Annotated in this window: 20 protein-coding genes; 13 read left to right on the forward strand and 7 right to left on the reverse strand. The window is 70.6% G+C overall.

Annotation, left to right across the window (positions count from 1 at the left end; translation table 11 throughout):
• Positions 1 to 114 precede the first annotated feature (114 nt).
• The 4 genes from ACGFZK_RS30095 to ACGFZK_RS30110 all read left to right on the forward strand — a co-directional run bounded on the left by ACGFZK_RS30095 (position 115) and on the right by ACGFZK_RS30110 (position 3,641).
• Entirely contained in the window at positions 115 to 768 is a 654-nt protein-coding gene (locus tag ACGFZK_RS30095) for a response regulator transcription factor (RefSeq protein WP_030008767.1), read from the forward strand.
• A 5-nt stretch (positions 769 to 773) separates the two neighbouring features.
• The gene (locus ACGFZK_RS30100; RefSeq protein ID WP_393852008.1) at positions 774 to 2,018 is read left to right on the forward strand and encodes a sensor histidine kinase; all 1,245 of its coding nucleotides are present in this window, start codon (positions 774 to 776) and stop codon (positions 2,016 to 2,018) included.
• A 381-nt stretch (positions 2,019 to 2,399) separates the two neighbouring features.
• A complete protein-coding gene (locus tag ACGFZK_RS30105) occupies positions 2,400 to 2,696 on the forward strand; it encodes a DUF4193 domain-containing protein (protein WP_030008769.1) in 297 nt (98 codons plus the stop codon).
• A gap of 12 nt (positions 2,697 to 2,708) precedes the next feature.
• A complete protein-coding gene (locus ACGFZK_RS30110; protein WP_393852009.1) occupies positions 2,709 to 3,641 on the forward strand; it encodes a hypothetical protein in 933 nt (310 codons plus the stop codon).
• Between the two features lie 78 nt (positions 3,642 to 3,719).
• On the opposite strand, the gene ACGFZK_RS30115 is transcribed toward ACGFZK_RS30110, so the two are convergent.
• Positions 3,720 to 4,184: a DUF3093 domain-containing protein gene (locus tag ACGFZK_RS30115; protein WP_393852010.1), complete on the reverse strand. Its 465-nt coding sequence runs from the start codon at positions 4,182 to 4,184 to the stop codon at positions 3,720 to 3,722.
• A 58-nt stretch (positions 4,185 to 4,242) separates the two neighbouring features.
• On the opposite strand from ACGFZK_RS30115, the gene ACGFZK_RS30120 reads away from it, so the two are divergent.
• The 7 genes from ACGFZK_RS30120 to ACGFZK_RS30150 all read left to right on the forward strand — a co-directional run bounded on the left by ACGFZK_RS30120 (position 4,243) and on the right by ACGFZK_RS30150 (position 10,917).
• Positions 4,243 to 4,827 carry a PaaI family thioesterase gene (locus ACGFZK_RS30120; RefSeq protein ID WP_393852011.1) on the forward strand — a complete coding sequence of 195 codons (585 nt, stop codon included), beginning with the start codon at positions 4,243 to 4,245 and terminating at the stop codon, positions 4,825 to 4,827.
• Positions 4,827 to 5,372, forward strand: a complete 546-nt coding sequence (gene dut / locus ACGFZK_RS30125) for a dUTP diphosphatase (RefSeq protein WP_393852012.1) — start codon at positions 4,827 to 4,829, stop codon at positions 5,370 to 5,372. The genes ACGFZK_RS30120 and dut overlap by 1 nt, the downstream gene beginning before the upstream one ends.
• 1 nt (position 5,373) lies before the next feature.
• A complete protein-coding gene (locus tag ACGFZK_RS30130; protein ID WP_393852013.1) occupies positions 5,374 to 6,156 on the forward strand; it encodes a DUF3710 domain-containing protein in 783 nt (260 codons plus the stop codon).
• Between the two features lie 220 nt (positions 6,157 to 6,376).
• A complete protein-coding gene (locus ACGFZK_RS30135) occupies positions 6,377 to 9,061 on the forward strand; it encodes a DUF4118 domain-containing protein (protein ID WP_393852014.1) in 2,685 nt (894 codons plus the stop codon).
• Complete coding sequence (locus tag ACGFZK_RS30140) at positions 9,058 to 9,744, forward strand: response regulator (RefSeq protein WP_393852015.1); 687 nt, start codon at positions 9,058 to 9,060, stop codon at positions 9,742 to 9,744. The genes ACGFZK_RS30135 and ACGFZK_RS30140 overlap by 4 nt, the downstream gene beginning before the upstream one ends.
• 24 nt (positions 9,745 to 9,768) lie before the next feature.
• On the forward strand, positions 9,769 to 10,188 hold the full coding sequence (locus ACGFZK_RS30145; RefSeq protein ID WP_078626234.1) for an OB-fold nucleic acid binding domain-containing protein: 420 nt from the start codon (positions 9,769 to 9,771) through the stop codon (positions 10,186 to 10,188).
• A gap of 3 nt (positions 10,189 to 10,191) precedes the next feature.
• The gene (locus tag ACGFZK_RS30150) at positions 10,192 to 10,917 is read left to right on the forward strand and encodes a DUF3159 domain-containing protein (protein ID WP_393852016.1); all 726 of its coding nucleotides are present in this window, start codon (positions 10,192 to 10,194) and stop codon (positions 10,915 to 10,917) included.
• Positions 10,918 to 11,346: 429 nt separating this feature from the next.
• Here ACGFZK_RS30150 and ACGFZK_RS30155 read toward each other — a convergent pair whose 3' ends face one another.
• Positions 11,347 to 12,009, reverse strand: a complete 663-nt coding sequence (locus ACGFZK_RS30155; protein WP_189739014.1) for a TrkA family potassium uptake protein — start codon at positions 12,007 to 12,009, stop codon at positions 11,347 to 11,349.
• The gene (locus ACGFZK_RS30160) at positions 12,006 to 12,674 is read right to left on the reverse strand and encodes a potassium channel family protein (protein WP_393852017.1); all 669 of its coding nucleotides are present in this window, start codon (positions 12,672 to 12,674) and stop codon (positions 12,006 to 12,008) included. Before ACGFZK_RS30160 ends, ACGFZK_RS30155 begins: the two co-directional genes overlap by 4 nt.
• 219 nt (positions 12,675 to 12,893) lie before the next feature.
• On the opposite strand from ACGFZK_RS30160, the gene ACGFZK_RS30165 reads away from it, so the two are divergent.
• Both ACGFZK_RS30165 and ACGFZK_RS30170 read left to right on the forward strand, forming a co-directional pair.
• Positions 12,894 to 14,948, forward strand: a complete 2,055-nt coding sequence (locus ACGFZK_RS30165) for an APC family permease (protein WP_393852018.1) — start codon at positions 12,894 to 12,896, stop codon at positions 14,946 to 14,948.
• A gap of 94 nt (positions 14,949 to 15,042) precedes the next feature.
• On the forward strand, positions 15,043 to 16,380 hold the full coding sequence (locus tag ACGFZK_RS30170; protein ID WP_393852019.1) for a class I SAM-dependent RNA methyltransferase: 1,338 nt from the start codon (positions 15,043 to 15,045) through the stop codon (positions 16,378 to 16,380).
• Between the two features lie 115 nt (positions 16,381 to 16,495).
• Here ACGFZK_RS30170 and ACGFZK_RS30175 read toward each other — a convergent pair whose 3' ends face one another.
• The 4 genes from ACGFZK_RS30175 to ACGFZK_RS30190 all read right to left on the reverse strand — a co-directional run bounded on the left by ACGFZK_RS30175 (position 16,496) and on the right by ACGFZK_RS30190 (position 19,923).
• Positions 16,496 to 17,695, reverse strand: a complete 1,200-nt coding sequence (locus ACGFZK_RS30175) for an amidohydrolase family protein (protein ID WP_393852020.1) — start codon at positions 17,693 to 17,695, stop codon at positions 16,496 to 16,498.
• 57 nt (positions 17,696 to 17,752) lie between these two features.
• Positions 17,753 to 18,883 (reverse strand): MAB_1171c family putative transporter, encoded by a 1,131-nt coding sequence (locus tag ACGFZK_RS30180; RefSeq protein ID WP_393852021.1) that lies wholly within the window; start codon positions 18,881 to 18,883, stop codon positions 17,753 to 17,755.
• Position 18,884: 1 nt separating this feature from the next.
• On the reverse strand, positions 18,885 to 19,400 hold the full coding sequence (locus ACGFZK_RS30185; RefSeq protein ID WP_393852022.1) for a hypothetical protein: 516 nt from the start codon (positions 19,398 to 19,400) through the stop codon (positions 18,885 to 18,887).
• Between the two features lie 85 nt (positions 19,401 to 19,485).
• A complete protein-coding gene (locus tag ACGFZK_RS30190) occupies positions 19,486 to 19,923 on the reverse strand; it encodes a helix-turn-helix domain-containing protein (RefSeq protein ID WP_393852051.1) in 438 nt (145 codons plus the stop codon).
• Positions 19,924 to 20,037 lie beyond the last annotated feature (114 nt).

A 20,037-nucleotide genomic window follows, 5' to 3' on the forward strand; every position in this document is an offset into this window, starting at 1 on the left:
TTCCGTCCCGTGAGCCCCTCCCCGAGCCGCCTTACAGCCGGTTTATGGCCGAAACGGGCAGGATGGGCGACGCAATACACGTGTGCCCTTCTGGGCTCGGAGGAAGGAAACGACGTGCGCGTACTCGTCGTCGAGGACGAGCAGCTGCTCGCCGATGCGGTGGCCACCGGACTGCGCCGGGAGGCCATGGCCGTGGACGTCGTGTACGACGGCGCCGCCGCCCTGGAGCGGGTCGGCGTGAACGACTACGACGTGGTCGTGCTCGACCGGGACCTCCCGCTCGTGCACGGTGACGACGTGTGCCGGAAGATCGTCGAGCTCGGCATGCCCACCCGCGTGCTGATGCTCACCGCCTCCGGCGACGTGAGCGACCGGGTGGAGGGGCTGGAGCTCGGCGCGGACGACTACCTGCCCAAACCCTTCGCCTTCACCGAGCTGACCGCCCGCGTACGGGCGCTCGGCCGGCGCACCACGGTGGCGCTGCCGCCCGTACTGGAGCGGGCCGGCATCAAGCTGGACCCGAACCGGCGCGAGGTGTTCCGTGAGGGCAAGGAGGTCCAGCTGGCGCCGAAGGAGTTCGCGGTGCTGGAGGTCCTCATGCGCAGCGAGGGGACCGTCGTCTCCGCCGAGCAGCTGCTGGAGAAGGCCTGGGACGAGAACACCGACCCCTTCACCAACGTCGTACGGGTGACCGTCATGACCTTGCGCCGCAAGTTGGGCGAGCCGCCGGTCATCGTGACCGTGCCCGGTTCCGGATACCGGATTTGAAGCGCGTGCCCGTCACCCCGGCGCCACCGGTCGCACCACCGAAGCCGACGTGGGACCCGGGCCAGCCCGAGGGACCCTTCCCGTGGCTGCGGCCGACCATCCGCATACGCCTCACCCTGCTCTACGGCGGGATGTTCCTGATCGCGGGCATCCTGCTGCTGTCGATCATCTACCTGCTGGCGGCCCAGGCCCTGCGGCAGGGCAACGCGCTGCCGTTCCAGATCGTCGGAGGCCAGGTCAAGGTCTCCAGTACCAACTGCTCGGGGGTGATGGGCGGCCCCCTGGAGCCGGAGCAGTTCAACGCGGCGGTCAACCAGTGCGTCCTCGAACAGCGCCGGCACGCCCTGGACGACCTGCTGAGCCGGTCGCTCATGGCCCTGCTGGGCCTGAGCATCATCGCCTTCGCCTTCGGCTACGCGATGGCCGGCCGGGTGCTCTCGCCGCTCGGCAAGATCACCCGGACCGCCCGCCGGGTGGTCGGCTCCGACCTGACCCGGCGGATCGAGCTGGACGGGCCGGACGACGAGCTCAAGGAGCTCGCCGACACCTTCGACGAGATGCTCGACCGCCTGGAGCGGGCCTTCACGGCCCAGCAGAGGTTCGTGGCGAACGCCTCGCACGAGCTACGGACACCGCTCGCGATCAACCGGACGCTGCTGGAGGTGCATCTCTCCGATCCAGGGGCCCCCGTCGAGCTCCAGCAGCTCGGGAAGACCCTGCTGGCCACCAACGAGCGCAGCGAGCAGCTGGTCGAGGGCCTGCTGCTGCTGGCCCGCAGCGAGAACCAGATCGTCGAGCGCAAACCGGTGGACCTGGCGGAGGTCGCCTCGCGCGCCGTCGACCAGGTGCGCAGCGAGGCCGAGGCGAAGGGCGTGGAGCTCCGCGGCGAGCGGGGACCGGCCGTCGTCCAGGGCAACGGGGTGCTGCTGGAGCGGATCGCCCTCAACCTGGTGCAGAACGCCGTCCGGTACAACGTGCCGGAGGGCGGCTGGGTGGAGGTCCTGACCGAGGCCCAGCACGATCAGGCGGTCCTCCTGGTATCGAACACGGGTCCCGTTGTTCCCGCGTACGAGGTGGACAACCTCTTCGAGCCCTTCAGACGGCTGCGTACGGAGCGCACGGGCAGTGACAAGGGTGTCGGGCTGGGTCTGTCGATCGCGCGCTCCGTGGCGCGCGCACACGGCGGCAGGATCCAGGCGATGCCCCGGGAAGGCGGTGGCCTCGTGATGCGTGTCACTCTTCCCTTGTGAGAACACCGCCCCGTGTTCGCTTTTGGCTGAATGCTTGCCCTGTGAAAGCAAGTGGTCCTGTGTGATCGATCACAGTGGCCGGTGTCGGCCCATGTGCGTTCAGTGACCCCGGCGCGGCCGGAACGCCCGGGAAGTCCGGGTTTCCGGCACCTCGTATGGCGGGAAATACACGGGGTGGCGTTTGTGCATGACGGCCCTCGGACCGTGTACGGTCCCGCTCGTCATCCCAGCCAATCGCCCTTCAGGCAGGCGGCTGGGTGTCGATTGAGTAACAGACCTTGATGTGAGGCAAAATCTCCGCCTCAGGTCGGGCACAAGTCCGGCCTCTCGTGCGTTACGTGCGCTGAGACACCGCTAACACCCAGAGGGGGAGAGCGAACAATGGCAACGGACTACGACACCCCGCGCAAGACCGACGATGACGTCGACAACGACAGCATTGAAGAGCTGAAGGCCCGGCGCAACGAGAAGTCGACCTCGTCCGCGGACATGGACGAATTCGACTCTGTCGAGAGCATGGAGCTTCCCGGTGCGGACCTCTCCAACGAGGAGCTGGCCGTCCGGGTCCTGCCCAAGCAGGCCGATGAGTTCACCTGCATGAGCTGCTTCCTGGTGCACCACCGCAGCCAGCTGGCACGTGAGAAGAACGGTCAGCCGATCTGTCGCGACTGCGACTGAGAGGCGTCGGCCGTGGCTGGCTCCACACCCTTCCGGAAGCGCCGCTTCCGGAAATCTGGTGATCCGGCGGAGACGCAGGTGGCACCCAGGGATCCGGAAACGGCTCCTGGAGCTCCCGGCGGCTCCGCCAGTGCGGCGAACGCCGTGCCGTCCGACACCGCCCCGGCGGTGCCGTCGGCCACCGAGCCCGACGAGGAGTCCCGGAACGGTTTCGGGGCTCGTCGGATGCAAGCCGTCAAGAACGGTGTGCGCAAGGGCGGCCACGGTGTCAGGGCCGTCACCCTGTACATCACCGACAGGATCATCGAGAACGCCCCGCGCGTTCCGGTTCGGGACCTCGCGACGCTGCGCGCGCAGTTCCCGGGCCTCGGCCCCGAGCAGCTTGCCGACAAGCTGATCTCGGGAGCCGCCAACGCCGCCTCGACCGTGGGGGCGGGGGTCGGCGCAGCGGCCATGCTGCCGGTGCCGCCCGCGATGCCGGCGGAACTGGCGGCCGAGATCACCGCCGTCGCGGCCATCGAGCTGAAGCTCATCGCCGAACTCCACGAGGTCTACGGCCAGCGGCCGCACGGCAGCCTCAGGGAACGCAGCCTCGCCTACCTGACCGCCTGGACGGAGGAGCGCGGGGTCGACCTGACCAAGCCGACCACGCTGAACGCGGCGCTCGGCGGGCAGATGAAGCGCGAACTGCGCCAGCAGATCATGAAGCGGATGTTCCGCAGCCTGCCGAACCTCATGCCGTTCATGGTGGGCGCCGCCGTCGGCGCGGTCATGAACCGGCGCGACACCCGCAAACTCGCCGAGAAGGTCCGTGGTGACCTGCAGAGGCGGGCCGTGGACTGGGAGGCCCTGCGCTCCCTGCCGCCCCTGGAACAGCCCCTGCAGCCCCTTCCCGAGGCAACCAGGGCCGCACTCGAGGTCTCGGATCCCTCCGTGAACGACTGAGCCCCTCCGCCGGGGCGGTTCCCCGGCAGGACCACCCGGTCGCACGCCCCGGTCGGACGACCTGCTCGGACAGCCCGGTCACGCCGCCTGGGCGCGGGCGGCGAGCAGGGCCGCGACCAGGGCCTGCGGCTCGCGGGTGGAGACGTAGACGTACGGGGTCGGGTCGGCCGGGTCGGTGACCTCGATGCGGACCGCGGTCGGTACGTAGCTGCGCATCAGCATGAAGGCGCGGGTGTCCGCCTTGTACGTGCGCCAGGCGCGCGACTCCTCGGCGTCCAGGATCTCGGGCTCGCCCAGGGCCGTCACCGGGATCCGGGCGTCCCCGGCCGCCAGCGCGCCGTTCACCACGCGCACGCGCGCGGAGCCGTACGAGCTCACCAGCAGCCCCGCCAGCGCGGTGCCCCCGACCAGGCCCGCCAGCAGCGGCATCGTGCCCAGCGGCAGCAGCATCAGCGCGCACGCGAGGCCGACCAGTACGGCGATGCCCCACCAGGAGCGAGGGGCTGTCAGGCGTTCGTCGTGGTGCGCGGTGGAGAGCTGCATACGGCCTAGCCTGCCACGAGGCGACCGGTGGGTAGCCGCGCGGGTAAGGTCTGCGGCTGTGAGTGGACGAAACACAGCGTTGACGCCCCCGGACGATGCCGCCGCACCGGTCCGGCACCCCGACGCGCCGGTACCCGGCGAGCTGCTCGGTGCGCACTACGAGCACTGCTTCGGCTGCGGCGGGGGCCAGCCCCACGGACTCCATCTGGAGGCCCGAGCGGGCGAAGGCGTACGCGTCACCGCCGAGTTCACCGTCAAGGCCGCGCACCAGGGCGCACCCGGTCTCGCGCACGGCGGGGTGCTCGCCACCGCGCTCGACGAGACGCTGGGTTCCCTGAACTGGCTGCTGCGCGTCATCGCGGTGACGGGGCGGCTGGAGACCGACTTCGTGCGGCCCGTGCCGGTGGACACGGTGCTGTACCTGGAGGCCGAGGTCACCGCCGTCGCCGGGCGGAAGATCTACTGCACGGCCGTCGGCCGGATAGGCGGACCGCAGGGCCCGGTCGCCGTGCGTGCCGACGCCCTCTTCATCGAGGTGAAGGTCGACCACTTCATCGACAACGGACGGCCCGAGGAGATCCAGGCGGCGATGGCCGACCCGGACCAGGTCAGGCGCGCACGCGCCTTTGAGGTGAACCCCTGATGTCCCAGAGCAACCACGACTCCCACCGGCCGGTCGACGTACTGATCCGCCGCGTCGACCCGGAGGTGCCGATTCCGGCGTACGGCCACCCCGGCGACGCCGGCTGCGACCTCGTCACCACCGAGGCCGCGGAGCTCGCCCCCGGCGAGCGCGCCGTGCTGCCCACCGGCGTCTCCATCGCCCTGCCGGACGGCTACGCCGCCTTCGTGCACCCACGTTCGGGGCTGGCCGCACGCTGCGGGCTCGCGCTCGTGAATGCCCCGGGGACGGTGGATGCCGGGTACCGTGGAGAGATCAAGGTGATCGTGGTCAATCTCGACCCTCGCGAGAGCGTCCGGTTCGAGCGTTTCGACCGCATTGCCCAGCTGGTTGTCCAGAGAGTCGAGAAGGTGCGCTTCCACGAGGTGGCGGAACTTCCCGGCTCGGCCCGGGCCGAGGGGGGTTTCGGCTCCACCGGCGGTCATGCGGCCGTGGCCGGATCGGGGGCTGGTCAGCAGGGTGGGAATGGCTACGCTTCGGTCGTAACCGACCGGGAAGGACAGTGACGTGTTCGGACGTCGCAAGAAGAACGACTCCGCCCAAGACGGCGGCGCGGCCGAGCAGGTCGTAGACGGCGTCGGCGCTGAGCAGGACGACGCGGGCGAGCAGGAGAGCGCTGCCCAGCCGCGCCGGGTGAACCTGCCGCCGGCCCCGCGACCCGACGGCCCCTGGGACGTCTCCGAGGTACTCGGGAACCCGGCCGACGGCCGGGTCGACCTGGGCGGCATCCTCGTACCCGGTGTCGAGGGCATGGAGCTGCGCGTCGAGGTCGCCGGTGACGCGATCGTTGCCGCGACCGTGGTCCTCGGCGACAGTGCCGTGCAGCTGCAGGCCTTCGCCGCGCCCAAGAAGGAGGGCATCTGGGGCGAGGTCCGCGAGGAGATCGCCACGGGTATCACCCAGCAGGGCGGCATCATCGACGAGGCCCAGGGTTCGCTGGGCTGGGAGCTGCGCGCCCAGGTGCCCGTACCGCTCCCGGACGGGCAGACCGGCGCCCAGCTGGTCCGCTTCGTCGGCGTCGACGGCCCGCGCTGGTTCCTGCGCGGCGTCATCTCGGGCCAGGGCGCGGTGCGCCCCGAATCGGCGGGTGTGCTGGAGCAGATCTTCCGGGACACCGTCGTCGTCCGCGGTGACGGCCCGATGGCTCCCCGCGACCCGATCGTCCTGAAGCTTCCCAACGACGCCCAGATGGTGCCGGACGGCGTGCAGACGGACGACCAGGAGGGCTCCCGCTTCGGCGGCGGCATGGGGCAGCTGGAACGCGGCCCGGAGATCACCGAGGTCCGCTGACCTCGGACGGCCCCCGCGCACAGGGGGGCTCGTCATGTGTTTCGGCCGGTGGGCCCCACTCCTTCGGGGTGGGGCCCACCGGCTTGTCCGGGCACTGCCCGCGCCCCTGCCGTGCCTTTGGCGTCGGCCCGGACCGCGCCGCGTCAGGGATCCGTCAGGGATCGCCGGCGGGGCGCCGATCGGTGCGTGCACCCGCTGGACGTCCCGGAGAATGGGGCGCATGGGACGCGGCAAGCTCAGGATCTACCTCGGCGCGGCACCCGGTGTGGGCAAGACCTACGCGATGCTCTCCGAGGGCCATCGCCGGGGGGAGCGGGGCGCGGACTGCGTCGTCGGCTTCGTCGAGCACCACGGCCGGCCGCGCACGGAGGTCATGCTGCACGGCCTGGAACAGATCGAGCGCAAGGCCCTCGTGTACCGCGGCGCCGACTTCACCGAGATGGACGTGGACGCGCTCCTCGCCCGCAGGCCCGCCATAGCCCTGGTGGACGAGCTCGCGCACACCAACGTGCCCGGCTCGCGCAACGCCAAGCGCTGGCAGGACGTGGAAGAGCTGCTGCGGGCCGGCATCGACGTCGTGTCCACCGTGAACATCCAGCACCTGGAGTCCCTCGGGGACGTGGTCGAGTCGATCACCGGGGTGCGGCAGCGGGAGACCGTCCCGGACGAGGTGGTCCGCCGGGCCGACCAGGTCGAGCTGGTCGACATGTCCCCGCAGGCGCTGCGCCGGCGGATGGCGCACGGGAACATATACAAGCCCGAGAAGGTCGACGCCGCCCTGTCGAACTACTTCCGGCCGGGCAACCTCAGCGCCCTGCGCGAGCTGGCGCTGCTGTGGGTGGCCGACCGGGCGGACGAGTACCTCCAGCAGTACCGGGGCGAGCACGACATCCGCTCGACCTGGCAGGCGCGGGAGCGGATCGTCGTCGGGCTCACCGGCGGACCCGAGGGGCGCACGCTCATCCGGCGCGCCTCGCGGATGGCCGCCAAGGGCTCGGGCGGCGAGATCCTGGCCGTCTACATCGCCCGCAGCGACGGCCTGACCGCCGCCTCGCCCAAGGAGCTCGCCGTCCAGCGGACCCTGGTCGAGGACCTGGGCGGAACGTTCCACCACGTGATCGGCGACAACATCCCCGAGGCGCTGCTCGCCTTCGCGCGCGGGGTCAACGCCACCCAGATCGTGCTCGGCTCCAGCCGCCGCCGCTCGTGGCAGTACGTCTTCGGCCCCGGCGTCGGCGCGAGCGTCGCCCGCGACTCGGGGCCCGACCTCGACGTGCACATCGTCACGCACGAGGAGGTCGCCAAGGGGCGCGGCCTGCCCGTGGTGCGTTCGGCGGCCCGGCTCGGGCGCAACCGGATCCTGGCCGGCTGGGTGGTGGGGACGCTCTTCCCCGTGCTGCTGTGCCTCCTGCTCACGCACATCGAGGCGGACCTCGGGATCGCCAACGACATGCTGCTCTTTCTGGCGCTGACGGTGGCGGCCGCGCTCCTCGGCGGGCTCTGGCCGGCCCTGGCCTCCGCCGCCCTCGGCTCGCTCCTGCTGAACTACTTCTTCGCACCGCCCCTGCACCGGTTCACGGTCTCCGACCCCAAGAACATCGTCGCCATCGTCGTCTTCTTCGGGGTCGCGGTCTCCGTGGCCTCGGTGGTGGACCTCGCCGCCCGGCGCACCCACCAGGCCGCCCGGCTGCGGGCCGAGTCCGAGATCCTCTCCTTCCTGGCCGGCAGCGTCCTGCGCGGGGAGACCACCCTGGACGCGCTGCTGGAGCGGGTGCGCGAGACCTTCGCCATGGAGTCGGTGGCCCTGCTGGAGCGGGTGAACGACGTGGAGCCCTGGAAGCCGGCCGGCAGCATCGGTCCGCGCCCCGCCGCCCGGCCCGAGGACGCCGATGTGGACATGCCCATCGGGGACCACATGGCGCTGGCCCTGACCGGGCGGGTCCTGCCCGCCGAGGACCGCCGGGTGCTCGGCGCCTTCGCGGCGCAGGCCGCCGTGGTCCTGGACCGCCAGCGGCTGGTCGGCGAGGCCGAGGAGGCCCGCCGGATGGCCGAGGGCAACCGGATCCGCACCGCGCTGCTGGCCGCCGTCAGCCATGACCTCCGTACGCCGCTGGCCTCCATCAAGGCGTCCGTCAGCTCCCTGCGCTCGGCCGACGTGGAGTGGTCCGAGGAGGACCGGGCCGAGCTCCTCGAGGGCATCGAGGCCGGCGCCGACCGCCTCGACCACCTGGTGGGCAACCTGCTGGACATGTCCCGGCTGCAGACCGGCACCGTCACCCCGCTGATCAGGGAGATCGACCTCGACGAGGTGGTCCCGATGGCGCTGGGCGGCGTACCGGAGGACAGCGTGGTGCTGGACGTGCCCGAGGCGCTGCCGATGGTGGCGGTCGACCCGGGGCTGCTGGAGCGGACCGTGGCCAACGTGGTGGAGAACGCCGTCAAGTACAGCCCGGCGGGGGCGCCCGTCCTGGTGGCGGCCAGCTGCCTCGGCGACCGGGTGGAGGTGCGGGTCGTCGACCGCGGGCGGGGCGTGCCCGACGAGGCCAAGGACCGGATCTTCGCGCCCTTCCAGCGGTACGGGGACGCCCCGCGCGGGGCGGGCGTGGGCCTCGGGCTCGCCGTCGCCCGCGGGTTCGCCGAGGCCATGGAGGGGACGCTGACGGCCGAGGACACCCCCGGGGGCGGGCTGACCATGGTGCTCACCCTGCGCGCGGTGCACGGCGGCCGGGCACCGGACCGTGCCACCGTGGACGGCGGCGCCGGCGCCGGCGCCGGGGCGCACCCGGGCACGACCGCGGAACCGACGGCCCCGGCAGAACAGCTGGAACCGACAGAACAGCTGGAACCGATGGAAATTGATCACGGCCGTGAGCGGATGACGCGACAGAAGGCAGGACCCCAATGACCCGGGTGCTCGTGGTGGAAGACGAGCCGCAGATCGTCCGAGCGCTGGTGATCAACCTGAAGGCGCGCAGGTACGAGGTCGACGCCGCGGCCGACGGCGCCGGCGCTCTGGAGCTCGCGGCGGCCCGCCACCCCGACGTGGTCGTCCTCGACCTCGGGCTGCCCGACATGGACGGCGTCGAGGTGATCAAGGGCCTGCGCGGCTGGACCCGGGTGCCGATCCTGGTCCTCTCCGCCCGGCACAGCTCCGACGAGAAGGTCGAGGCCCTGGACGCGGGCGCCGACGACTACGTCACCAAGCCCTTCGGCATGGACGAGCTGCTGGCGCGGCTGCGCGCCGCCGTCCGCCGGGCCGAGCCGGCCGCGGGCGCCGGCGAGGACGAGGTGATCGTGGAGACCGCGGGCTTCACGGTGGACCTGGCCGCGAAGAAGGCCGTGCGCGAGGGGCGCGACGTACGGCTGACGCCCACCGAGTGGCACCTGCTGGAGGTCCTGGTCCGCAACCGCGGCAAGCTGGTCAGCCAGAAGCAGTTGCTCCAGGAGGTCTGGGGGCCTTCGTACGGCACCGAGACGAACTATCTGCGGGTCTACATGGCCCAACTGCGGCGCAAGCTGGAGGCGGACCCCTCGCATCCGCGGCACTTCATCACCGAACCGGGCATGGGATACCGCTTCGAGCGGTAGTGGGCGCGCCGGTACGCTTCCTGTATGAGTGCTGAACCGCGTCCCGAGAAGCCCGCGAAGCCGGCCAGGCCTGCGGGCCGGTTCCGCCGGATGATAGAGCGGCTGTCCACCTCCCAGGAGGAGCTGCATTCGGCGGAGCTGCAGGAGGACGCAGAAGCCGCGGGGTGCACGCGGATCTGCGACTGCCACGACCGCCAGATAGTCAAGGTGACCGGGACCCTGCGTACGGTCACCCTGCGGCCGCGTGCGGGCGTTCCCGCCCTGGAGGCGGAGCTCTTCGACGGCTCCGCCGCGCTGGACGTGGTCTGGCTCGGACGTCGCTCGATCGTGGGAATCGAGCCCGGTCGGCGCATGATTGCCTCAGGGCGCATCTCCATGACCCACGGCCGTCGGGTGCTCTTCAACCCGAAGTACGAACTCCGCCCGCTCGGACAGGAGCACTAACCGGTGACGTCACTCGACAAACCGACCACCCCGGAACAGGCCGCCGCGCCGTCCGAGGACCAGAAGGCCGTGACGCAGGCGGCGCTCTTCGATGCCTTCGGCGGCATCCGGGGCACCGTGGAGACGATGCTGCCCGGGCTGCTCTTCGTCATGATCTACACGATCAACAAGGACGTGAAGTGGTCCGCCATCGCGGCGGGCGCGGTCGCCGTCCTGCTGGTGATCGTGCGGCTGCTGTGCAAGGACACGGTCAAGCACGCCTTCAGCGGCGTGTTCGGCGTGGGTGTGGGTGTGGCCTTCGCCCTGTTCACGGGCAGCGCCAAGGGCTTCTACCTGCCCGGCATGATCTACGGCGTCGGCCTGGGCGTGGCCTTCACGGTCTCGGCGCTGGTGGGCTTCCCGCTGCTGGGCGTGATCCTGGGCCCGGTGTTCAAGGAGAACCTGTCCTGGCGCACCCGCAACCCGGGACGCAAGAAGGCGTACGTCAAGGCCAGCCTGGCCTGGGGCCTGATCTTCCTCGCCAAGTACGCCATCCTCTTCCCGCTGTACTGGTGGGGCGACGCGACGCAGCTGGGCTGGGTGCTGATCGCGCTGAAGCTGCCGCCGATGGTGCTCGCGGTGTACTTCACCTGGGTCTTCCTGGCGAAGGCGCCGCCGCCGATCGACGTGATCGCGGAGTGGGAGGCCAAGGAGGCCGCCGAGGCCGCCGCCAAGGGGCCGAAGGCCTGACGGCCCACAGCCGACGAAAGGGGGCGGGACCGGCCCGGGAGGCCGGTCCCGCCCCTTTGCGCTGCCGCGATCGCGGCAGCCCGCGGCGTACTGCTTCCCGGCCCGCAACGGCCCCGGACGGGGCCGGGAGCGCGTGTCCGTGGCCGCGGGGCGGGGTGCAGGCCGGGCCCGTGCAGGGTCCGGGACCTGCGGCGGCGCCGGACGCACCCGAGGCGCCCCCGGCGGGGGGGGGGGGGGGGGGGGGGGGGGGGGGGGGGGGGGCCCCCCCGGGGGGGGGGGGGGGGGGGGGGGGTTGGGGGGGGGGGGGCCCGGGCCGGGGGGGGGCCCGGGGGACGGGCGGGGCCCCCCCCCCCCCCCCCCCCCCGCCCCCGGCGCGGCCCGCCCCCCCCCCCCCCCCCCCCCCCCCCCCCCCCCCCCCGGCCCGCAGGGCTATCGGCGGGCCTGGAGGAGGTCCTCCAGCTGTTCCTCGCGGGCCTGGGCGGCCACGAAGAGCAGTTCGTCGCCCGGCTCCAGGGTCTCCTCCCCGTGCGGGGTGAGGACCCGGTTGCCCCGGATGATCGTGACCAGCGAGGTGTCCTCGGGCCAGGTGATGTCGCCGATCTGGGTGCCCGCGACCGAGGAGTCGGCCGGCAGGGTCAGCTCGACGAGGTTGGCGTCGCCGTGGCTGAAGCGCAGCAGGCGTACCAGGTCGCCGACGCTGACGGCCTCCTCGACCAGGGCCGACATCAGGCGCGGGGTGGAGACGGCGACGTCGACGCCCCAGGACTCGTTGAAGAGCCACTCGTTCTTCGGGTTGTTGACGCGGGCCACCACGCGCGGGACTCCGTACTCGGTCTTCGCGAGCAGCGAGACGACGAGGTTGACCTTGTCGTCACCGGTGGCCGCGATGACCACGTTGCAGCGCTGGAGCGCGGCCTCGTCGAGCGAGGTGATCTCGCAGGCGTCGGCCAGCAGCCACTCGGCCTGCGGCACCCGCTCCACCGAGATGGCGGTCGGAGCCTTGTCGACCAGCAGCACCTCGTGGCCGTTCTCGAGCAGTTCGCCCGCGATGGAGCGGCCCACCGCGCCTGCCCCGGCGATCGCGACCCTCATGCGTGTGCCTCCTCAGGCCCCTCGGCGAACGCGGCCTCGACCTTGTCGATCTCGTCCGTGCGCATCATCACGTGGACGAGGTCGCCCTCCTGCAGGACCGTGGCCGACGTGGGCAGCGTCGCCTCGCCCAGGCGGGTGAGGAAGGCCACGCGGACGCCCGTCTCCTCCTGGAGCTTGCTGACCTTGTGCCCGATCCAGGCGGCGGAGGTGTGCACCTCGGCGAGTTGCACCCCACCGCTCGGGTCGCGCCACAGCGGCTCGGCACCCGACGGCAGGAGCCGGCGCAGCATCTGGTCGGCGGTCCACCGCACGGTGGCGACGGTGGGGATGCCGAGGCGCTGGTAGACCTCGGCGCGCTTGGGGTCGTAGATGCGGGCGGCGACGTTCTCGACGCCGAACATCTCACGGGCCACGCGGGCGGCGATGATGTTGGAATTGTCACCACTGCTGACGGCGGCGAACGCGCCCGCGTCCTCGATTCCCGCCTCCCGCAGGGTGTCCTGGTCGAAGCCGACACCGGTGACGCGGCGGCCGCCGAATCCGGCGCCGAGCCGGCGGAATGCGGTGGGGTCCTGGTCGACGACGGCGACCGTATGCCCCTGCTGTTCCAGGGTTTGCGCGAGGGCGGAGCCCACCCTTCCGCAACCCATGATGACGATGTGCACGGCCGTCCTTCCGGCTGTCAGCGACTCGCTGGTTCCCAGCCTCATTGCATGCTCTGGTTTAACAGGGTCTCAGACCATGGCCCAAGCTACACACGGGCGGTCACCGGTGGGGACTCTTGCGTCGCAGTCATGGTGCGGTCGGGGAGGAATTGCGGCGGGATTGCGGTACGAGGGGGTGGGTGTTCGTCAGTCTCATTTCGAACGCTTACGATCCTCTGCGTGTCCAAACTGACCGACGTGCCCAAACGGATCCTGATCGGCCGGGCGCTACGCAGCGACCGCCTCGGAGAAACACTCCTTCCCAAGCGGATCGCCCTTCCCGTCTTCGCCTCCGACCCGCTCTCGTCCGTGGCATATGCCCCTGGCGAAGTCCTGCTGGTCCTGTCGATCGCGGGCGTGTCGGCGTACCAGTACAGCCCCTGGATCGCGCTCGCGGTCGTCGTGCTGATGTTCACCGTCGTGGCGTCCTACCGCCAGAACGTCCATGCCTACCCCAGCGGTGGCGGGGACTACGAGGTGGCCAATACGAACCTCGGCCCCGCGGCCGGCCTGACCGTGGCGAGCGCCCTGCTCGTCGATTACGTCCTGACCGTCGCCGTGTCGATCTCTTCCGGAGTCGAGAATCTCGGCTCGGCCGTGGATTTCGTCATCGAGCACAAGGTGCTCTCGGCGATGGTCATGATCCTTCTCCTCACACTCATGAACCTGCGCGGTGTGAAGGAATCCGGGAAGCTCTTCGCGATCCCGACCTATGTCTTCGTCGCCGCCGTCTTCGTCATGATCGCCTGGGGTGCCTGGAAGGGCATCGTCCTCGACGACACCATGACCGCCCCCACCGCGGATCTCGAGATCAAACCCGAACAGCAGGGCCTGGCCGGCTTCGCGATGGTGTTCCTGCTGCTGAGGGCCTTCTCCTCCGGCTGTGCCGCCCTGACCGGCGTCGAGGCCATCAGCAACGGCGTACCCGCCTTCCGCAAGCCGAAGAGCAAGAACGCGGCCAGCACCCTCGCCCTCATGGGCGGCCTGGCCGTCACCATGTTCTGCGGGATCATCGGCCTGGCCATGGCCACCGACGTGCGGATGGCCGAGAACCCGGCCGCCGACCTGCTCGACAACGGCGTCCCCGTCGGCCCCGAGTACGTCCAGCACCCGGTCATCTCCCAGGTCGCCGAGGCCGTCTTCGGCAACGGCAGCTTCCTGTTCATCCTGCTGGCCGCGGCCACCGCGCTGGTGCTGTTCCTGGCCGCGAACACTGCGTACAACGGCTTCCCGCTGCTCGGCTCGATCCTCGCCCAGGACCGCTACCTGCCGCGCCAGCTGCACACCCGCGGCGACCGGCTCGCCTTCTCCAACGGCATCGTGCTCCTCGCGGGCGCGGCCATGCTGCTCGTGTGGATCTACGACGCCGACTCGACCAAGCTGATCCAGCTCTACATCGTGGGTGTGTTCGTCTCCTTCACCCTGAGCCAGATCGGCATGGTGCGGCACTGGAACCGGCACCTGAAGACGGAGCGCGACGTCGCCGCCCGCCGCCGGATGCACCGCTCGCGGGCCATCAACACCTTCGGCGCCTTCTTCACGGGCATGGTGCTGGTCGTCGTCCTCGCCACCAAGTTCACCCACGGCGCCTGGGTGGCCCTGCTCGGCATGGTGATCTTCTACGGCACCATGAGCGCGATCCGCAAGCACTACGACCGCGTCTCCGCGGAGATCGCCGCCGCCGAGGGCCCCAGCGACGACAGCGTGCGGCCCTCCCGGGTCCACTCGATCGTCCTGGTCTCCAAGGTCCACAAGCCCACGCTGCGCGCTCTGGCGTTCGCCAAGCTGACCCGCTCGGACACCCTGGAGGCGCTCAGCATCAGCGTCGACCCGGCCGAGACCAAGGCACTGCGCGAGGAATGGGACCGGCGCGGGATCAACGTCCCGCTCAAGATCCTCGACTCCCCGTACCGGGAGATCACCCGCCCGGTGGTGGAGTACGTCAAGGGCCTGCGCAGCGAGAACCCGCGCGACGCCGTCAGCGTCTACATCCCGGAGTACGTCGTCGGGCGCTGGTACGAACACCTGCTGCACAACCAGAGCGCGCTGCGCCTCAAGGGCCGGCTGCTCTTCACCCCCGGTGTGATGGTCACTTCGGTGCCCTACCAGCTGGAGTCCTCGGAGCTCGCCAAGAAGCGGGCGAAGAAGCGCCAGGAATGGAACGCCCCGGGTGCGGTGCGCCGGGGTCCGGTGGACACCCCGCGGCCGCCGAAGGAGCCCTCCAAGAAGGGCTGAGGAGGTTGGTGAACGGCCGGACGAGATCCACGTAAACTGGTGGGTCGGTCGTCCGGCCGTTCCCCGTTGTTTCAGTTTTTGGAGTCTCCCCACCATGACGAGCGTCGAGCAGAACGAGAAGCAGTCACTGGTCGGGGAGGAGTACGAGGTCGAGGTCGGCCCCGTCGCACACGGTGGGCACTGCATCGCCCGGACCGAGGACGGCCGTGTGCTGTTCGTCCGTCACACCCTGCCCGGTGAGAAGGTCGTCGCCAAGGTCACCGAGGGCGACGTCGACTCCCGCTACCTGCGCGCCGACGCGATCACCGTGCTCGACGCCTCCAAGGACCGCGTCGAGGCCCCCTGCCCGTACGCCGGCCCCGGCAAGTGCGGCGGCTGCGACTGGCAGCACGCCAAGCCGGGCGCCCAGCGCCGGCTCAAGGGCGAGGTCGTCGCCGAGCAGCTGAAGCGGCTCGCCGGCCTCACCCCGGAGGAGGCCGGCTGGGACGGCACCGTCATGCCGGCCGAGGGCGACAAGCTGCCGGCCGGGCAGGTGCCGCAGTGGCGCACGCGCGTGCAGTTCGCCATCGACGAAGACGGCCGCGTGGGCCTGCGCAAGCACCGCTCGCACTCCGTGGAGCTGATCGACCACTGCATGATCGCGGCGCCGGGCGTCAGCGAACTGGGCATCGAGCAGCAGGACTGGCCCCAGATGGCCACGGTCGAGGCGATCGCCGCGACCGGCTCCCAGGACCGCCAGGTCGTCCTGACCCCGCGCCCCGGCGGCCGCCTTCCGCTGGTGGAGCTGGACAAGCCGGTCTCCGTCCTGCGCGTGGAGGAGAAGGACGGCGGGGTCCACCGCGTCCACGGCCGCCCCTTCGTACGGGAGCGCGCGGACGGCCGTACGTACCGCGTGGGCATGGGCGGCTTCTGGCAGGTCCACCCGCAGGCCGCGGACACCCTGATCAAGGCCGTCATGCAGGGCCTGATGCCGCGCAAGGGCGAGATGGCCCTGGACCTCTACTGCGGCGTCGGCATCTTCGCGGGCGCGCTCGCGGAACGGCTCGGCGAGACGGGCGCGGTGCTCGGCATCGAGTCGACGAAGCGCGCGGTCGAGGACGCCCGCCACAACCTGGCGGACTTCCCCCGGGTCCGCATCGAGCAGGGCAAGGTCGAGCAGATCCTCCCGAAGACCGGGATCACGGAGTGCGACCTGGTCGTCCTGGACCCCCCGCGCGCGGGCGCGGGCAAGCAGACGGTCCGCCACATCACGGGCCTCTCGGCGCGCCGCATCGCGTACGTCGCATGCGACCCGGCGGCCCTGGCCCGCGACCTGGGCTACTTCAAGGACAACGGCTACAAGGTCCGCACGCTGCGCGTCTTCGACCTCTTCCCGATGACGCACCACGTGGAGTGCGTCGCGATCCTTGAACCCATCGCAAAGGGCGTCTGACGTGGGGGCTCGTCGGTGCGCATGATCCGGGCTGATTGAGACGGCGACGTTCGTCGCCCGCCGGACCGGGCTGCCGAAGGCAGCTCGTCGCGGGGGAACGGCGAAGGCCTGCCGGTCATCGGCGCTTCGTGGGCGGGGTGTGGGGGCGGCCGGCGGACATGACCAGGCGGACGTCGCGGAGGGCGGCGAGCTCAGAGAGAGGGTCGCCGCTGACCGCGAGGAGGTCGGCGCGGTAGCCGGGGGAGAGGCGGCCGGTATCGGAGGCGATGCCCAAAGCCAGGGCGGCTTCGACGGTGGCCGAGTCGATGGCCTCGGCAGGGGACAGGCCGATGTGGATGAAGAACTCCAGGCTGGAGACGAAGCCGTCGAACACGGCGTGGGTGACGCCCGCGTCGGTGCCCGCGATGAGACGGACTCCCTGGTCCGCCATCCAGCGCAGGCGGCCGAACATCTCCTCGGCCCGCTCGGAGCCGAACCGTTGGGCGAAACCACGCCAGTCGGGGCTCGCCGCCGGGCACACCCGGATCTCCTTCGCTACGATCCCCGCGACGAGATCGTGCCGTACGTCGAAACCGTCCTGCGCCATCCACGTGCAATGCTCAAGGGTAGTGACCCCCGCTGCGACAGCGGCCTCGATGCCCGCGGTGCCGTGCGCGTGGGCCGCCACGGGCAACCCCGCCCTGCGTGCCTCGGCCACGACCAAGCGCAGCTCTGCGATGGTGAACTGGGCCTGCCAGATCGGCGGACCGCCCTTGGTGATGCCGCCGCCAGTGGCCATCACCTTGATCACATCGACGCCGTCCTCGGCGTTGCGCCGGACGAGCTCGCACAGGGCCGCCTCACTGTCCACCTCGCCGCCGAAGAACCAGCAATGACCATCCGGGCGGGTCAAGGGGGTGCCGGCGCTGAGGATGCGCGGGCCGGGGACTCCGTCGTGTGCGATCGAGTCGCGCAGGCGCAGAGCCAGGCCGTTGCGGTCGCCGAGGTCCCGTACGGTCGTCACACCCGATTGGAGCAACTGCCGGGCCCGCTCGGCCATTCCGGTCAGCAGATCGGCGTCGTCCGTGTCCAGCAGCGTCGTCACGGGATCCGGTCCCGCGTCGAGTGCGAGGTGGACATGGCAGTCGATCAGGCCGGGAAGCAGCGTGCCATGGGGGAACGCCATGGTCGTGGCTTCGAGCGAGGCCAGGGCTTCGATGTCGGGCCGCGGGCCCACGCCGACGATTCTTTCGCCCCGGACGAGTACGGCGCCGTCCCGTAGCCGCTGACCGCCGGGGCCGGTCACGACCTGCCCGGCGGAGATCAGGTATTCCAAGGAATGTCACCCTCGTGTATGTCGCTTCGGATGTTTCGGATGCGTCGGATGCTTCGGTCAGGCGGGGTGGGAGGCCCGGAGCGCGTCGGAGAGGAGGACGAGCTGGTGCACGTCGTCGTCGAGATCGTCCCCTTGGGGCAGAGCGATGGCGACCGCCCCTGAGGGGGCCGGCGTCCCGGCCGCGTACGCCTCCAGCGCGCGATTCAAGTGCTCGGCGACCACCCGGGGTGGCAGGTGCTCGACTGGCCCAGCCTCCTTGAGCTGTGCGAGGTACGGACTGAGTCTTACGATGCCGTCGCGGCATTCGATCACTCGGCGGTAATAGCGGTGGTGCATGCCCTGGGGGGTGAGCCGACTGCGCCACCCGCCGGACGCCGCCCGGTGCAGGGCGTTCTCGGGGAACGCCTCGTGCAGGGCCACCCACAGCGGGGTGAGCCGGTGGTGTATCCGCCGGTGCCGCCACCGGAGGCGGAGCGAGGCCAGCCGGCTCGCGGCTCCGGGATAGAGGATGCCGACGACGAACAGCGGGATCGCCAGGTCCAGCAGCAGCTTGATGCCGGTGATCACAGCCGTTGGCACGGGGCCGTCGAGCGCGCGGACCACGACGAGAGCTCCGCGGAGGGCGTCGGCGCCGACCATGCAGGTCAGCGAAACGGCGACCAGGCGCAGTCCTACGGTCAGGGAGCCACGGGAGCCCCGGATGTAGCGCAGGGTCCACCGCAGCGCCATCGCGAGCGCGTACGTCAGGTAGATCCCGGCGGCCAGGTAGAAGACGGCGATACTCGCCACCTGCATGTTTGCCGTCGCGAAGACATGGCCGCGCTGGGTGCGCGGGGTCGCGAGCGTCGCCGCCGTGATCACGACCGCGGTGAGGGCAAGCGGGATGAGTTCGATCCGGGCGCGCCGACGGCCTGAGCGTGGGTCCGAAGTCGATTGCAGGTAGAAGCACATCAGCCAGTACACGGTGCCGAGCAGCAGGATGTTCTGCATCAGCTTCGCCGTACCTGCGCCCGCCATGCCGTCGACGTCGTCGGCGACGCTCCGCAGCCCCATGGGGAAGGACAGTGAGGCGCAGACGATGCAGTAGGTCACGGCCCGGAGCGGCCGGTCGTGCGGGGCCTTGGCGATCTGGTGGATCATACGGGCCAGGGCGAGGAGAAGCACAGCGCCGAGCAGAAAGGCCAGCATGTCACAGCCACCCGCGCCGCTCGGTCAGCGCCGTTTGGATGCGCCGGGCTGTGGAGTCTCGAGGGGCCGGCTGGTCAACGGTGTTCAAGATGCAGGCCCATTCGAGAATGATGGTGGCCATCATCTCGGCCTCGTGCTCGTGTTCCTCGTCGTATGAAGTGCGCCCCAGCAGCCGCTTGACCACGTCGAGCGAGATGCTCGGCATCATTGCGCCAAGCAGCGCATCGTCAAGCCCGCCGCTCTGGTGGTCGGCCAGGATGTGCCCGATCTCGTGCACGATGATGTGGTTCTGGTGGGCCCTGCTGGTTTCCTGCTGATAGAAGATGTAGTCGGTGGTGTCGGTGGCGATCCACAGTCCATACGCGCCGTGCGCGGGCAGCCTGTAGGGGACCAGCCGTATGGGGCGGTTGCGGCGATCACCCAGAAGTCTGCACAGCACATCGACGTTCAGTGGTGGCTGGACCCCCAGCGACCGGAGTTCGCGCTTGCAGCGCCGCCGTAACTCTCGATCTCTCAACAACGTTCGGTTCCTCCCCCGTGCCTCACCTAGCACATGCCTTCATGCAACATGAGTCGGCTCCGGGCAGACAGGGGGAATCAGGTCATGATCGCGGCTCGTCCTTGGGCGGGCCCTGCGGCAGGCCCTCCAGAGCCCGTACGTGCTCGATCAGTTCGCCGATCGAGCTCAGGCTCGCGGGGGAGAGGCCGGCGGCCCGCAGGGCGACGTGCTGGACGTTGGAGTCGCGCAGCGCCGCGAGGAGGGCAAGTTGCGTGTGGACGTCTGATGCGACCTGGTCGTCGAAGAAGTAGGCCGGGGGGACGCCGAAGAACTTCGCTATCCCCTCGAGGTGTTTGAGCGTCGGATTGTCCCGCTGCCCCTTGCGGAGCAGCCAGATGTAGCTTCCGGAGATGGGTATTCCGGCTTCTGAAATGGCCCGGGCGACCTCTTCGGTGTTGTAAGGCTGACGGCCGCCCTGAACCACCGTTTCGAACAGATGGTTGATCTTGTCGGCGAGGGTGAGTCTTGCTCTGCCGTCCATCTCGGCCAAGGCCGCACCTCCCTGTGTCGGGGGCAATCTAGTGCTATTGACCGTGATGGTCGATGGCAGGGGCCTGTTGACACCCGCCGGGGCTGAGGCTAGCGTCCCCGCCAG

Origin of the sequence: Streptomyces sp. NPDC048257, assembly GCF_043201855.1 — a bacterium.
Taxonomy (GTDB): Bacteria; Actinomycetota; Actinomycetes; order Streptomycetales; family Streptomycetaceae; genus Streptomyces.